Genomic DNA, 14,578 nt, shown 5'->3' with positions numbered 1-14,578 from the left:
TCCGCACGATAGTCACCCCGTCACTCCAGCAGGGACGCACAGACCTCCGCGAGGTCGGACTTGCCCTCGAAGCCGATGCCTGGCAGCTCGGGCATCGTGATGCAGCCGTCCTCGACGCGCACGCCGTCGGGGAAGCCGCCGAAGGGCTGGAAGAGGTCCGGGTAGGACTCGTTGCCGCCCAGCCCCAGACCCGCGGCGATGTTGAGCGACATCTGGTGCCCACCGTGCGGGACGAACCGGCTCGGCGCCCAGCCCAGCGGCCGCAGCGCCTCGAGCGTGCGGAGATACTCCACGAGGCCGTAGCTGAGCGCACAGTCGAACTGCAGGTAGTCGCGCTCCGGGTCCAGCCCGCCGTAGAGCGCAAGGTTGCGGGCGTCCTGGTGGGAGAAGAGGTTCTCGCCCGTCGCCAGCGGCACCCGCGTGCGCGCCTCGGCCACCGCGCGGGTGCCCTCGTAGTCCAGGGGGTCGGTCGCCTCCTCGTACCAGTGGAGGTCGTACTCCTCCAGGGCTCTGAGGTATGCCGTGGCCTCCTCCGCGTCGAAGCGCCCGTTGGCGTCGACCATGAGGCTCTGGCCCGGGCCGAGGATCGACAGCGCGGCCTCGATGCGCCGGCGGTCCTCGGCGAGCGTGGCACCGCCGATCTTCATCTTGACCGTGGTGTAACCGCGGTCGAGGTAGCTCTGCAGCTCGTCCTTCAGACCCTGGTCCCCCTTGCCGGGGTGGTAGTAGCCGCCCGCGGCGTAGACCCAGACCCTTCGGTCGGCGGAGCCGTCGCCATGGCGCTCGGCGAGGAGGTCGTAGAGCGGACGCTCCTCCAGCTTGGCGCGGGCGTCCCAGAGAGCCATGTCGAGGACACCGACGGCCACGGAGCGCTCGCCGTGCCCGCCCGGCTTCTCGTTGGACATCATCACGTCCCAGGCGCGGTGCGGATCGATCAGCCCGGTGTCGTCGAGCAAGGACTCGGGGTCGGCGCCGGTGAGCCGCGGCACGAAGCGCTCGCGCATGAGCGAGCCCTGCCCGTAGCGGCCGTTGGAGTTGAAGCCGAAGCCGACCACGGGCCGGCCGTCGCGGACCTCGTCGGTCACGACGGCGGCCAGGCTCAGCGTCATCTGCGAGAAGTCGATGAAGGCGTTGCGGATCTGACTGGCGATGGGGAAGGTGCGCTCACGCACCTCGACGATCCTCATGTCGTGGGCCGCCTCTCGTCGGCGAGGTGGGCGAGCACCGCGTCGGCGACGCTCCCGGACGTGTCAGGGGACTGCATCTCCATACCTCCGAACTGGAAAGGTCAGGCCCACGGGGGTGGCACCGGGAGCGGCGCGTCCGAGGAGAGCCCCCGCACCTCGCCCCGGGCGAGCCACAGGAGCAGCTGCCCGACCGTTCCGACCACGTCAGGACCGCCGCCCCCCAGCAGCACGGGGTCCATCCCCTCGGGCCTCAGCGTCAGGGCGGGCGCGTCACCGGCCCTCTCCCACTGAGCGGCGCCACGACGGAGCGTGCGGTGCGTCCAGTCAGGGTCGGCGTCGTCGAAGTCGCAGCCGGTGCGCAGGTCGACGTGGTGGAAGACCACCTCGAGGATGCGCATGGCGATGACCTGGTGCCCCTTGACCACGGTGCCCGTCCGCGTCACCACCTCGGCGAGACCCGCGTCGCCGGTCATGGCCTCGGCCAGCTCGCGGAAGCGAGCCGCGGACGCCTTGACGTCCGCGACGATGACCGCGAGCGGGCGCCGGGCGCCCGACTCGATGTCCGCGTCCCGCTGCTCGGCCGAGACGTAGGCCTGGCGCTCCACCCCGTCCGTCGCCCAGAGCAGCAGGTTGCTCAGGGAGTCCGCGTTGCGGGCGACGTGCGTCAGCAGGTGAGCCACGTCCCAGCCCTGGCAGAGCGTGGCGCTGCCTCGGTCGGCCTCCGTCAGCACCCGGCAGGTCGCGAGCAGGCGGTCGGTCTCACGGTCGAGGTCCGCCAGGTTCTGGGCCGCGCGGTTGGTCATCGGTCGTCCTCCTCGCGCCTCTCGCGCAGCAGGGCGACGTCCGAGACCAGGTCGATGTGGTCGGTCATCGCGAGCGCCGCGTCGGCGGGACGACCCTGCCGGATGGCCTCCGCGATCGCACGGTGCTTGGCGAGCGACTCCTGCGGCCGCCCGGGCTGGGACAGGGACTCGATGCGCGTCTCGAGGATGAGCTCGCCGATCTCGGTCATCAACCGGGCGAGGACCGCAGAGTGCCCCGCCCGGGTGACCGCCTCGTGGAAGGCGCGGTCCCCCTCCAGGCCCCGCTCGCCCGCGGCCACCTGGCGCTCCATGAGGGCGAGCGCATCGTCGATGGCCTGCATGTCGTCCTCGGTCCGGCGCTCGGCCGCGAGGTAGGCCAGCTTGGCCTCGAGCGCGGAGCGGGCGTCGATGATGTCCGGCAACGCGTCCTGGTGCACGCGGACCGCGTCCACGAGGGCCGCCCCCGGGTCGACCGGGCGCCGCACGATCGCGCCCTCCCCGTGCCTGACCTGGATCACGCCGACGACCTCCAGCGCGACGAGGGCCTGCGCCACGGAGGCCCGACTCACCCCCAGCGCCTGGGCCAGCTCACGCTCCGGCGGCAGGCGGTCGCCGGGGCCCAGGCCGTGCGTCCGCATGTGGGCGACCAGCTCCTCGACGATCTGCTCGTAGAGCCGGGAACGCTGCAGACGGGCGGGCGCGGCCGGTCGCGACGGCGGTGAGGTCATGCGCCCGATCCTATTGACAAGCGGACAGGTTGCCTAGAGGCTAGGCCACTACGCCAACCGAGAGAGTGATCTGTGACACACGCGCAGCAGGAAGACCAGCTCCCGTCGCGGTCCCGCGGCCCCCTGACCGGGACCGTCGTCGTGGACCTCACCAGGGCTCTCGCCGGCCCGCACGCGGCGATGATGATGGGCGACCTGGGAGCGCGCGTCATCAAGGTGGAGGCGCCCGGCTCCGGCGACGAGACCCGCGTGTGGGGCCCGCCGTTCGTGGAGGGCTCGGACGGCGAGGACGTCGCGACCTACTTCCTGTCCTGCAACCGCAACAAGGAGTCGATCGCCCTCGACCTCAAGTCCGAGGACGGCCGCGCCGTGCTCACCGCCCTGCTGCGTCGGGCCGACGTCCTCATGGAGAACTTCCGGCCCGGGACGCTCGACCGGCTCGGCTTCCCGCCCGAGCACCTGGCCGAGCTCAACCCGCGCCTGGTCGTGCTGTCCATCTCGGGCTTCGGCCACGACGGCCCCGAGGGCGGGCGCCCCGGCTACGACCAGATCGCCCAGGGCGAGGCCGGCCTGATGTCGCTGACCGGCTCGGGCCCCGAGGACCCGCAGCGCGTGGGGGTCCCGATCGGTGACGTCCTCTCGGGGATGTACGGCGCCTACGGTGTGCTCGCAGCCCTGCTCGAGCGCGAGCGCACCGGCCGCGGGCAGGTCGTGCGCACCTCGCTGCTCGCCTCCATCGTCGGTGTCCACGCGTTCCAGGGCACCCGCTGGACGGTGGCGGGCGAGGTCCCGCTGGCCCAGGGCAACCACCACCCCTCGATCTCCCCCTACGGCCTCTTCCACTGCCGCGACGGCGCGGTCCAGATCGCCTGCGGCAACGAGAGCCTGTGGCGCCGGCTCTGCGCGGAGTTCGACCTCGACCCGGACACGCAGGGGCTGGAGACCAACGCCTGCCGGGTCGCCCACCGCCCGCACGTCATCGCCCTGCTGGAGGACACCTTCGCCGACCTGGACGGGCAGACCGTGCTCGACCGGCTCGCGCACGCCGGTGTCCCCTCGGGCCGGGTCCGCCACCTGGACGAGGTCTACGGCTGGGACCAGACCCGGTCCCAGGGCCTGCTCGTCGACGTCGACCACCCCACGCTGGGCAGCATCAGCCTGCCGGGCCCCCCGCTGCGCTTCTTCGAGCCCGACGGCACCGAGACCACGCTGCGGGACCACCAGAGCCCGCCCCTGCTCGACCAGCACGGCGAGTCCGTGCGCTCCTGGCTGACCGAGGACGATGCGCACGCCGGCGCGTGAGGTCCTGCACGCGGTCCTCGACCCCGGCAGCTTCGTCTCCTGGGACGAGCCGCCGGTCGAGCCCGACCTCGGACCGGAGTATGCCGCCTCCCTCACCCGGGCGGCGGACCGCAGCGGTGTCGACGAGGCGGTCCTGACGGGCGAGGGCCTGCTGGCCGGGCGCCGGGTCGCCGTCGCCGCCGGCGAGTTCTCCTTCCTCGCGGGCTCGATGGGCAGCGCCGCCTGCGAGCGCCTCACCCGCGCCTTCGAGCGGGCGACCGCCGAGGGGTTGCCGCTGCTGGCCTCGCCCTCCTCCGGAGGCACGCGGATGCAGGAAGGGACCCCGGCCTTCCTCCAGATGGTCAAGATCGGGCAGGCGGTCGCCGCCCACCGCCGCGCGGGGCTGCCCTACCTGGTCTACCTGCGCGACCCCACGACCGGGGGCGTGCTGGCCTCGTGGGGCTCCCTGGGTCACCTCACCGTGGCCGAGCCCGAGGCCCTCATCGGCTTCCTCGGCCCGCGGGTGCGCGAGGTGATCCACGGTGAGCCCTTCCCCGAGGGTGTCCAGGTCGCCGAGAACCTCTCGCGACGCGGCGTCATCGACGGCGTCGTCCCGCTTCACGGGCTGCGGGAGGTCGCGGTCGGTGCGCTGGAGGCGATCCTCGGCCCGGCCGAGCCGCCGGCCCCGGCGCAGGTCGTCGCCGTCGAGCCCTCCCCCTCGCCCGCGGCCCCCGTCACCCTCGATGCCCTGGAGGCCCTCCCGGCCTGGACGTCGGTCCAGGCTACGCGTCGCGAGGACCGACCGGGTCTGCGCGAGCTGCTCGCCGTGGCCGCCGAGCGCTTCGTCCCGCTCAGGGGCACCGGCTCCGGCGAGTCCGACCTCACCGTGATCTTCGGCTTCGCCCGGTTCCCCGGCTTCTCGTGCGTGCTGGTCGGGCAGGACCGCAAGGCCCAGCGCACGGCATACCTCGGACCAGGGGCGCTGCGCGTCGCGCAGCGCGGCTTCCAGCTGGCCGAGGAGCTGGGGCTGCCCCTGCTCACGGTCATCGACACGCCCGGCGCCGACCTGTCCACCGAGGCCGAGAACGGCGGGATGGCCGGCGAGATCGCCCGCTGCCTCGCGGCGCTGACCACGGTCCGGGTGCCGGTCGTCTCCGTAATCCTCGGCGAGGGCACCGGTGGCGGCGCTCTCGCCCTCATGCCTGCGGACCGCACCGTCTGCGCGCAGCACGGCTGGATCGCCCCGCTGCCTCCCGAGGGCGCCAGCGCGATCGTCCACCGCACCGGCGACCGCGCACCGCAGATGGCCGAGGCGCACCGGATCCGCGCGGTCGACCTCCTCCGGCTGGGGGCCGTCGACGAGATCGTCGCCGAGCACCCCGACGCCAGCGCCGAGCCGGAGGCGTTCTGCCGCCGGGTCGCCGCGAGCATCACGCACCACCTGCGCGAGCTGCAGGACCTGGAGCCGCAGGAGCGCCTGGCCCGACGGCACGAGCGTTACCGACGGCTCGCCTGACCACCACCGACACCACACCTCCCTCCCCCTCCCCCGCAAAGGAATCCCTGAGATGAATACCCGCCGCATCACCACCACGCTCCTCCCGCTGACCCTGGCCGTGGCGCTCGGCGCGAGCGCCTGCTCGGCCCCCGGGTCCGGCAACTCGGCCGGCGAGGACGGCGCCGGCGGCAGCTCGGCTCCCGCCGCAGCGGCCGAGTGCTCCGACGTCGAGCTGCGCCTGTCCCACCAGTGGCCCGAGCCGGCCGGCGAGGACGGCGACTTCCGCTCGATCATCGCCCAGCGCTTCGCCGAGGAGGTCGACAAGGCCACCGACGGTCAGGTGACCGTGACGGTTTACCCCAACAGCACGCTCGCCAAGGCCACCGAGCAGTACGACGCGATGATGAACGGCTCCATCGACATGTCAGTCTTCCCGCTGGACTACGCCTCCGGGCGGGTGCCCCAGTGGTCCATCACCCTCATGCCCGGCCTGGTCCAGGACCACGACGACGCCAAGGCGTGGGACGAGGGCGAGATCGGTGCCGCGGTCGAGGAGAACATGCGGGAGAACGGCGCCGTCCTGCTGACCAACGTCTGGAACGCCGGCGCCATCGGCGTCAAGGGCCACCCGGTGCTGACCCCGGACGACATCAAGGGCGGTATGACGATGCGCGCCGCAGGCGTCTACGTCGAGAAGATGCTCGAGGCGGCCGGCGCCGGCATCTCCTCGCTGCCGAGCTCGGAGATCTACACCGCGATGCAGACGGGCGTGCTCGACGCCGCCGTGACCTCGACGGGGTCGTTCGCGTCCTACAACCTGCAGGAGCAGGTCGACTCGTACACCTCCCCCACGACGCACACCTTCTGGTTCATGTACGAGCCGCTGATCATCTCCACGAAGTCCTTCGACAAGCTGTGCGCCGAGCAGCAGGAGGCGCTGGTCCAGGTGGGCGAGGACCTGCAGGACTACGCCTACGAGGCCTCCCGCGAGGACGACACCCGCGTCGAGAAGATCTTCCAGGACGCCGGCGTCGAGGTCGTCACGATGAGCGACGAGGACTTCGAGAAGTGGATGCCGCTGGCCGAGGAGCAGTGGAACGCCTACGCGGAGCAGGTCGAGGGCGGTCAGGAGCTGCTCGACCTCGCCAAGAAGGTGCGCGAGGGCCGATGAGCCACCCACCCACGTCCTCCACCCCCGGACGACGCTCACCGCTCGTCGTCCGGGCGGTGGGCTGGATCTCGGAGGCCACCGGCTACCTGTCGGCGGTCGCGCTGGTCGTGGCCACGCTGGTCACCACGCACGCGGTGGTCGTCCGTTACTTCCTGCGCCAGCCGACGATCTGGCAGACCGAGACCACCATCTACCTGCTGATGTTCGTCACCTTCGTCGGGGCGGCCTACGGGCTGCGGCACCACGCCCACGTCGGCGTCGACCTGCTCATCGACAAGGTGCCGACACGTCCGCAGCTGACCGTGCGGATCGTCACGGCGCTCGCCTGCCTGGCCGTGGTGCTCGTCGTGATGTGGACCTCCTACCAGAACTGGCACGAGGCCTACCTCTTCGACCACCGCTCGCCCACGGCGTTCCGCTTCCCGCTGTGGATCGCCTACGCCATCCTGCCGCTGGGGATGCTGCTCGTCGCGCTGCAGTACCTCGCGATGATCGTCGAGGGCATCCTCGGCCTCGCGGGGCGCATCCCGATCTCGGAGGTCGCGCTCATGACCAGCACCAGCGAGCTGGCCCAGGTGCAGGCCGAGCTCAACGACACCGACGACGAACGGAGGACCACCGCATGAGCTCGCTGGCCCAGGGCGGCATCATCGGGCTCATCGCGATGGCCCTCTTCATGACCGGTATGCCGATCGCGTTCGCCCTCGCGATCACCGCGCTCGCCTCGGTCATGCTCTTCCTCGGCCCGAGCCAGTTCGACCTCTTCGGCAAGATGGTCTTCGACTCGCTCAACGACTTCGGGCTGCTCGCGATCCCGCTCTTCGTCCTCATGGGCAACCTCTTCGGCGGGTCGCAGGCGAGCAAGCAGCTCTTCGAGGCCGGCGAGGCGTGGCTGTCGCGGATCCGCGGCGGCCTGGCCATGAGCTCGGTGGCCGCCTCGACGCTGTTCGCGGCCCTGACCGGGTCGAGCCCGGCGACGGCCGCGGCGATCGGGCGCGTGGCGGTGCCGGAGATGGCTGCGCGTGGCTACTCGGCGCGGATCGCCACCGGCGCGATCGCGGCCGGCGGCACGCTGGGCATCCTCATCCCGCCGAGCGTGACGCTGATCCTCTACGGGATCGCGGCGGAGCAGTCGATCGGTCAGCTCTTCGCGGCCGGCGTCGTGCCCGGGATCATCATCGCGATCATGTTCTGCATCTGGGTCTACATCGCCCAGACGCTCGAGGACCGGTCGGCGCGACGCGCGGACGCGCTCGGCGGGCGGACCGCACCGGCGGTGGAGCAGCGGCGCTACACCTGGGCCGACCGCTTCGGCAGCCTGGCCAAGACGCTGCCGTTCGCGCTGCTGATCACGATGATCCTCATCGTGCTCTACCGGGGCATCGCCACCCCCAGCGAGGCCGCCGCGATCGGCGTCATCCTGGTCTTCGTCCTGGTGGCGCTGATCTACCGGGGCCTCACCGGCCGGCAGCTGCTCGACGTGCTGCTCGAGTCGACCAACCAGAGCACGATGATCCTGATGATCACGGCGTTCTCGGCGGTGATCGCGACGGTGCTGAGCTACCTGCGGGTGCCCCAGGACCTGGCCGCTGCGGTGTCGGACGCCGACCTCAACAAGTGGGTCGTGCTCCTGCTCATCAACCTGATCCTGCTCGTCATGGGCTTCTTCCTGCCGCCCGTGTCGATCATCGTCATGACCACCCCGATCCTGCTGCCGCTCATCCTCAGCCTCGGCTTCGACCCGATCTGGTTCGGCATCATCATGACGATCAACATGGAGATGGGTCTGATCACCCCGCCGGTGGGCCTGAACCTCTACGTGCTCAAGGGCATCGTGCCGCACGTGCCGCTGAAGGAGATCCTCATCGGCTCGCTCCCCTACGTGGGCGTGCTGGCCCTGGCGATCGTGCTGTTCTCCTTCTTCCCGGACATCATCCTGTTCGTCCCGCAGATGCTGTACTGAGCACCCGTCCGGATCCCCGACCCTCGGCAGGAGCGCCTCATGCTCGCGGTGTGGGCCGCCCTTCCGCTCGTCGCCGTCAGCGTGCTCCTGGCGCTGCGGGTGCGGGCGCTCCACGCGGCCCTCACGGGCGTGCTCATGGTGCTGGTCCTGGTCGCGACCGTCTTCACCGACGGTCGCGACCAGCTGCTGCCCGGGGTGGTCTCCTGGCTGCCGACCGCGGTCGAGGTGCTGGTCATCATCGGCGGCGGCATCGCGCTGTCCCGCATCATGGCCGGGTCCGGGGCCCAGGGCGTGCTCGCCGGCTGGCTCGGCCGGCTCACCGGCGGGCCCGTGGCGACGGCGCTCCTCGTCGTCCACGGGGTCACGCCGTTCGCGGAGTCGGTGACCGGCTTCGGGGTCGGCGTGCTGGTCGGGGTGCCGCTGCTGGTCGCCGCCGGCTTCGCCCCGCACCGTGCGGCCGTGCTCGGGCTGCTCGGCCTGTGCGCGGTCCCCTGGGGTGCGCTGGGACCGGGGACGATCATCGCGGCGCGGCTGGTGGGCACCACCCCGGACGCCATGGGCGTCGCGACCGCCTGGCCCAACACCGTGGTCACCGTCGGCGTGGGTGTCGCGGCGGTGCTCATGGTGCCCGGCGGCCGGCGGCCCGGCGCTCTCGCGGCTGGGGTCCTGTCCGGGCTGGTGCTCGCCTCGGGCATCCTCCTGTCCAGCCTCCTCGTCGCCATGGCGCCCTCCGGCGCGCTGGGCGGCCTGACGGCGATCGCCGCGCACCTGGCCTGGCGGCGCGTGCTCGGCACCCGGGTCACCCTGCCGGGCCCGGTGTCCCGTGCGCTCGTCCCGTATGCCGTGCTGCTGGGCGGCATCCTGGCCAGCACCGCGACGGTGCGGGTCCTGGACCTGTCGGGCCCGTCCACGGCCGTCTCCTCGCCGGCACTGTGGCTGGTCCTCACCTGCCTGGTCGCGGTGCGCTGGCTGCGGCTGTCCCCGGACTCGCTCGGCCCGCTGCTGCGCGAGGTGCTGCACCTGTGGCGCCAGACCGCCCTGCCCACCGCGGCCTTCCTCGGGCTCGGCGTGCTCATGGTCGTCGGCGGCCTGACGACCCCGCTCGGCCGGGCGATCCAGGCGACCGACGGCCTCGCCCTCGTCGCCGGCCCCGCGGTGGGCGCCTTCGGCGGCTTCATCACCGGGTCGAGCGCCGCGGCCAACTCGATGTTCGCGGCGGCCCAGGCGGCCGTCGCCGAGGGCGTCGGCGTCTCGGCGCTGGCCTTCGTCGGCGTGCAGAACGCCGCCGCCGCGGCCCTCACCATGGCCAACCCGGCCCGCGTGCTGCTCGCCCTGGGAGCTGCGTCGGCGGGTCTGGCGCCGCAGGACCACCCGACGCTGCCGCGGGTGACCCGGGAGGTCCTGATCGTCTGCGCGGTCCTCGTCGTGGCCCTCGGGCTGTGGAACCTGCTCCTGCTGTGAGGCCGTCCCGGCCACCCGCGCCGACGCGCGACCGGCGCGGACACTCCATACACTCGACGGACGTGGCTGTCACCGCACCGAGCCAGACGCTCCCGACCAACCCCTGGCCCGCCCTCTGGGCGCTGGTGATCGGGTTCTTCATGATCCTGGTCGACTCCACGATCGTCTCGGTCGCGACGCCGGCGCTGATGGCGGCCTTCGGCGCGGGGGTCAACCAGGTGCTGTGGGTGACCTCCGCCTACCTCCTCGGGTATGCCGTGCCGCTCCTGATCACCGGCCGGCTCGGCGACCGCGTCGGTCCCCGCAGGGTCTACCTGACCGGCCTGACGGTCTTCACGCTCGCCTCGCTGTGGTGCGGGCTCTCCGGGGAGCTCGGTCAGGGCATCGGGGGGCTCGTCGCCGCCCGGGCCGTGCAGGGCGTGGGCGCGTCGATGATGACGCCGCAGACGATGGCCGTCATCACCCGCACCTTCCCGGCCGAGCGGCGGGGGCGGGCGATGGCGCTGTGGGGTGCGACGGCGGGGGTGGCCACGCTGGTCGGTCCGCTCGCGGGCGGCCTGCTGGTGGACACGCTGGGCTGGGAGTGGATCTTCTTCGTCAACGTGCCGATCGGGATCGTCGGGTTCGTCCTGGCAGCGCGGCTGGTCCCGCGCCTGGAGACTCACAGCCACAGCTTCGACCTGCTCGGCGTGGGCCTGAGCGCCGTCGGCCTGTTCTGCACGGTGTTCGCGCTGCAGGAGGCTCAGACCTTCGCGTGGGGTCAGATCTGGGGGCCGGTGAGCGTGCCGCTGATGCTGGCGGTCGGCGTGCTGATGCTGGTGGTGTTCGTCTGGTGGCAGGGACGCCAGCGCGGCGAGCCGCTGGTGCCGCTGTCCCTCTTTGCCGACCGCAACTTCTCGCTGGCCAACGGCTCCATCACGGCGATGGCCTTCACCGTGACCGCGATGATCTTTCCCTTCTACATCTGGGCGCAGACCGTCCGGGGCCTCTCGCCGACGATGGCCGCGCTGCTGCTGGCCCCGTCGTCGGTGATGTCCTTCGCGCTGGCGCCCCTCGCTGGGCGGCTGACCGACCGGGTCCATCCACGGGTGCTGGTCGGCACCGGGATGGCGCTGATGTCGCTCGCCGTCTGGCTGCTCAGCCGCACGATGACGCCGGAGGCGCCGCTGTGGCAGCCCGCGGCGGTCTCCGTGCTGCTCGGCGTGGTGAGCCCGTTCATCTGGGGCCCGCTCTCCACGACGGCGACCCGCAACCTGGCGATGGACCGGGCCGGCGCCGGCGCCGGGGTCTACAACGCGACCCGGCAGATGGGCGCGGTGCTGGGCAGCGCCGCGATCGCCGTGCTGATGGAGGCGCGCATCGTCGCTCACCTCGGCGGGTCGGGCGCACCGGCCGCCGACGGGATGTCAGGCGGCGGCGCGGCGCTCCCGTCCGCCGTGGCGGACGGGATGTCGCGTGCGCTGTCGGAGTCGCTGCTGGTGCCGGCGGCCGTCATCCTGATCGGTGCCGTTCTGGCCTTGTTCTTCGAGCGACCCCGGCACATGGCCCGCCGCTGACCGGCAGGCCGGCCGCGTCGGGCACCCGGTCGCTCGCTCAGCCGGGCACCGTGGCGATCCTCAGCCGGACACCTTCGCGATCGTGATCGGCCCGACGACGCTCATCATCGGGTCCTCCGCCGTGCCGAACCGGGACAGCACGACCACGTCGATCGGCTCGAGGCCGGTCTTCCTGCCGAAGAAGCGCGTCGGGTCCGCGTCGATGACGAGCGGGGGCTCCTCGAGGTACTGGCCCGGGAAGAAGATGTGAACCGAGTCGATGATCACGTAGTGACCTGCCCAGTCGCCTTCAGTGATCCAGAGGGTGCCGGCCTTCGGCATCACCACCCACTCGGTGGCGTCCGCCACCAGCTGTCCGTCGGCCCAGAGCTGCGCGTTGGGCAACCGGGTGTCGGGCGCCGAGGTGGCCGGACCCGCCACGCCGATCGTCGCCATCATCGCCGCCCCGAGCACGGCTGCCATCTTCCTGATCTGTCGAGTCATCACAGAACTCCCTTGTTCCGCGGATGGGCGAGACCCCTGCGGCCTCGCCTCCGACGCTACTCCTGAACGCCGCGCCCGATCCGCAGCTGTGGTGCACCTCACGCACCTTTTCCTACGCCCCGTCGTAGACAGAGCAGAGTCGGTGACTGCGGTGTCAGGAACCCTGGGCCCGCTTCCCGGGCAAGCGTCCGCCCCGGACGTCGGTCCGGGTGCGGGGCGTGGTCATGGTCGCAGGAGCCAGACCACCCCGAGCGGGGTCACCCTGGCGGTGTGGCCGTGCTCGTGGACCCAGGTGTGGTGCCTGGGGCAGAGCAGGGCGTAGTTGGACAGGTCCGAACGTCCGCCCTGGGCCCAGGGGATGACGTGGTGAGCGTCGCACCAGGTCGCGGGCACCCCGCACCCGGGAATCGTGCACCCCGTGTCGCGGGCGGCGAGCCGTAGCCGTTGGCCCGGCGTCACCAACCTTCGTCGTCGACCCTGGTCCACGACCTCGCTCGGCCCACCCAGGACCAGCGGGATCACGTCCGCCTCGCACGCCAGCTGGCGCACCGTCGCCGCGCAGACCGTCGTCCCCTCCACGGTCTGCCCGGCGCCGGGCGAACCCTCGGCGTGCGCGGCGGCCGTCTCGCGACGCAGCGTCTGCAGGTCCATCGTGACGATCAGCGTGGCCTTGGGCGTGGTCGGCTGCCCCGCGGACCCGGCCACCCCACGACGCAGCACCGTCATCAACGCGTCATAGCGCCGGTTCCCCGGCGTCCGCGTGTCCACCACGCCCGTCGCCTCCTGGGTCTCCCGGCTGGCCGGCGCCGCCAGCGGCGACAGCAGGACGGCGCGGACAGCCTCGTAGTCGGCGTCGTCGCCGAAGGTCATGATGATCCGCTTCACCGTCCCGTCGGCCAGGTTCGACTCGTGCACGTCCCGCAGCGCATGCTTGGCCTTCGCCCGCTCATCGTGCTTCTTCTCCGGAAGGCACGCCCGCAGCAGCGCCGCGACGATCCGGGCGATGTCCCGCTCGTCGAAGACCGGCTGCGCCCCGGCCGCGACCAGCAGCGCCACCGCCCGCGCGAACTCCTCGACCCCCACCGCGCCCCGGATCCGCACCAGCGCCCGGTGGAACGCCGCCGCCCGGGCGATCGAGAACACCCCACGCACCGCAGCATCGACCAGCGGCTCGTACGCCGGGTCCTTCACCGCGAACGCCACCCGCGCCAGGTCCCGCACCTCCGAGGCCCCCAGGTCCGGGCACCGCAACGCCAGCCAGTCCCCCAGTCCGAACCCCGTCCCCAGGTACAGGCCCCGCACCGCCACGTCGCACGCCAACCGCAACCGCGCCCGCCCCAGGCTCAGCGCCACCTCCGACAGTCCGTCCAGCCCCGCCTCCAGCTCACCCTCCTGGAGCAGACCCACCGGGTGAGCCCCCAGCTCGACCCGCACCAGCTCATCCCGCGCCCGCCGCACACCCTCCCCCACGACCTCACCGGTCGTCCGCGCCTCCGACACGCCGGGCCGGGCCAGCTGCTCCCAGCCAGTCCGCAGCACCGCACCGCCCATCCCGGTCATCCCCATACACCCAACCTAGGGGCCAGCACCGACATACCCTGATCGGTCGAAGAACCGCAGGTCAGACGCACTCCGGGCAGCGGCACAGCGTCGCGAAGGTCGCGATCGTGGTCGCGCTGCTCATGGGGCCGCGTCGTGTCTATCCCTCAGCGACCGTCGCGCTCGTCCTCTCCTCGTCCAGCTGATCGAGGCCTGACTACTGTGCGCCTCATGAGACATGTCACGCGCGTGCTGACGATGATCGTCACCGCGGTGCTGATCGCTGCGGGCGTGCTTGCGCTGACCGCCTGGCGACCCGCACTCAACCCCTTCCGCGAGGCCGAGGTCGACCGCACGGGCCCTGCCGTCCTGCAGTCGCTGACGAGGATCAGGGAGTTCCACGCCGCGTCCGCGCACTACGAGGTCGTGGTGGATCTTGAGAAGGACGTCCGCTACCTGCCAGGCTGGATCAGCGGTGAGCGTGTCCTCTACGTCGGCAAGGGTGACGTCGACGCCGTCGTGGACTTCGGCGGGCTGGACGAGGACAGCGTCACGCTCTCCGAGGACCGCACGAGCGTTTCCGTCGAGCTGCCCAGGCCCACTGTGGAGGCGCCCGTGCTCGACCTGGAGAACAGCTACGTCGCCGACCGGGACCAGGGCCTGGTCGAGCGGTTCCGGGGATCGGGGGTGGAGCGCGAGGCACAGCTGCGGGCGGTCGAGCAGATCACCACGGCGGCCAACGGCACGGACGACCTCACCCGCCTCGCCGAGGAGAACACCGTCGAGATGCTCAACGCCCTGTTCGGCTCCCTCGGTTTCACCGAGGTGCTGGTCAGCTTCGGTGCGGGCCTGCCGTAGGGTGAACCGGACGATCCACGGCCGCGCGGCGCTCCTCGGCAGGCTCCGCG

General features: G+C 72.1%; 13 protein-coding genes. 8 read left to right on the top strand and 5 right to left on the bottom strand.

What is annotated here, in order from left to right:
* Positions 1–20 precede the first annotated feature (20 nt).
* From IEV65_RS02860 to IEV65_RS02850, 3 genes are all read right to left on the bottom strand, one after another.
* Positions 21–1,187 carry a mandelate racemase/muconate lactonizing enzyme family protein gene (locus IEV65_RS02860; protein ID WP_188428085.1) on the bottom strand — a complete coding sequence of 389 codons (1,167 nt, stop codon included), beginning with the start codon at positions 1,185–1,187 and terminating at the stop codon, positions 21–23.
* Between the two features lie 101 nt (positions 1,188–1,288).
* Positions 1,289–1,990 (bottom strand): maleylpyruvate isomerase family mycothiol-dependent enzyme, encoded by a 702-nt coding sequence (locus IEV65_RS02855; RefSeq protein ID WP_188428084.1) that lies wholly within the window; start codon positions 1,988–1,990, stop codon positions 1,289–1,291.
* Entirely contained in the window at positions 1,987–2,718 is a 732-nt protein-coding gene (locus IEV65_RS02850) for a FadR/GntR family transcriptional regulator (protein ID WP_188428083.1), read from the bottom strand. Before IEV65_RS02850 ends, IEV65_RS02855 begins: the two co-directional genes overlap by 4 nt.
* A 72-nt stretch (positions 2,719–2,790) precedes the next feature.
* On the opposite strand from IEV65_RS02850, the gene IEV65_RS02845 reads away from it, so the two are divergent.
* From IEV65_RS02845 to IEV65_RS02815, 7 genes are all read left to right on the top strand, one after another.
* Positions 2,791–4,020 (top strand): CaiB/BaiF CoA transferase family protein, encoded by a 1,230-nt coding sequence (locus tag IEV65_RS02845; RefSeq protein WP_188428082.1) that lies wholly within the window; start codon positions 2,791–2,793, stop codon positions 4,018–4,020.
* On the top strand, positions 4,001–5,515 hold the full coding sequence (locus IEV65_RS02840) for a carboxyl transferase domain-containing protein (protein WP_188428081.1): 1,515 nt from the start codon (positions 4,001–4,003) through the stop codon (positions 5,513–5,515). The genes IEV65_RS02845 and IEV65_RS02840 overlap by 20 nt, the downstream gene beginning before the upstream one ends.
* A 52-nt stretch (positions 5,516–5,567) precedes the next feature.
* A complete protein-coding gene (gene dctP, locus IEV65_RS02835; RefSeq protein WP_188428080.1) occupies positions 5,568–6,668 on the top strand; it encodes a TRAP transporter substrate-binding protein DctP in 1,101 nt (366 codons plus the stop codon).
* Positions 6,665–7,294 (top strand): TRAP transporter small permease subunit, encoded by a 630-nt coding sequence (locus tag IEV65_RS02830; protein WP_188428079.1) that lies wholly within the window; start codon positions 6,665–6,667, stop codon positions 7,292–7,294. Before dctP ends, IEV65_RS02830 begins: the two co-directional genes overlap by 4 nt.
* Entirely contained in the window at positions 7,291–8,631 is a 1,341-nt protein-coding gene (locus tag IEV65_RS02825) for a TRAP transporter large permease (RefSeq protein WP_188428078.1), read from the top strand. Before IEV65_RS02830 ends, IEV65_RS02825 begins: the two co-directional genes overlap by 4 nt.
* Positions 8,632–8,670: 39 nt before the next feature.
* On the top strand, positions 8,671–10,092 hold the full coding sequence (locus IEV65_RS02820) for an L-lactate permease (protein WP_188428077.1): 1,422 nt from the start codon (positions 8,671–8,673) through the stop codon (positions 10,090–10,092).
* 62 nt (positions 10,093–10,154) lie between these two features.
* The gene (locus tag IEV65_RS02815) at positions 10,155–11,648 is read left to right on the top strand and encodes a DHA2 family efflux MFS transporter permease subunit (RefSeq protein ID WP_268235322.1); all 1,494 of its coding nucleotides are present in this window, start codon (positions 10,155–10,157) and stop codon (positions 11,646–11,648) included.
* A 60-nt stretch (positions 11,649–11,708) separates the two neighbouring features.
* Here the strand turns inward: IEV65_RS02815 and IEV65_RS02810 are convergent, their stop codons facing one another.
* Positions 11,709–12,131 (bottom strand): hypothetical protein, encoded by a 423-nt coding sequence (locus tag IEV65_RS02810; protein ID WP_188428076.1) that lies wholly within the window; start codon positions 12,129–12,131, stop codon positions 11,709–11,711.
* 222 nt (positions 12,132–12,353) lie between these two features.
* Complete coding sequence (locus IEV65_RS02805; protein ID WP_188428075.1) at positions 12,354–13,697, bottom strand: HNH endonuclease signature motif containing protein; 1,344 nt, start codon at positions 13,695–13,697, stop codon at positions 12,354–12,356.
* Positions 13,698–13,901: 204 nt separating this feature from the next.
* Between IEV65_RS02805 and IEV65_RS02800 the strand changes: the two genes are divergently transcribed.
* Positions 13,902–14,528, top strand: coding sequence for a DUF4230 domain-containing protein (locus IEV65_RS02800; protein ID WP_188428074.1), 627 nt, complete (start codon positions 13,902–13,904; stop codon positions 14,526–14,528).
* Positions 14,529–14,578: the final 50 nt, after the last annotated feature.

It is taken from the genome of Ornithinimicrobium tianjinense (assembly GCF_014636495.1).
Taxonomy (GTDB): domain Bacteria; phylum Actinomycetota; class Actinomycetes; order Actinomycetales; family Dermatophilaceae; genus Ornithinicoccus; species Ornithinicoccus tianjinensis.
The sequence above is the reverse complement of the archived record's forward strand: the minus strand, read 5'-3'. Positions and strand labels throughout refer to the sequence as shown.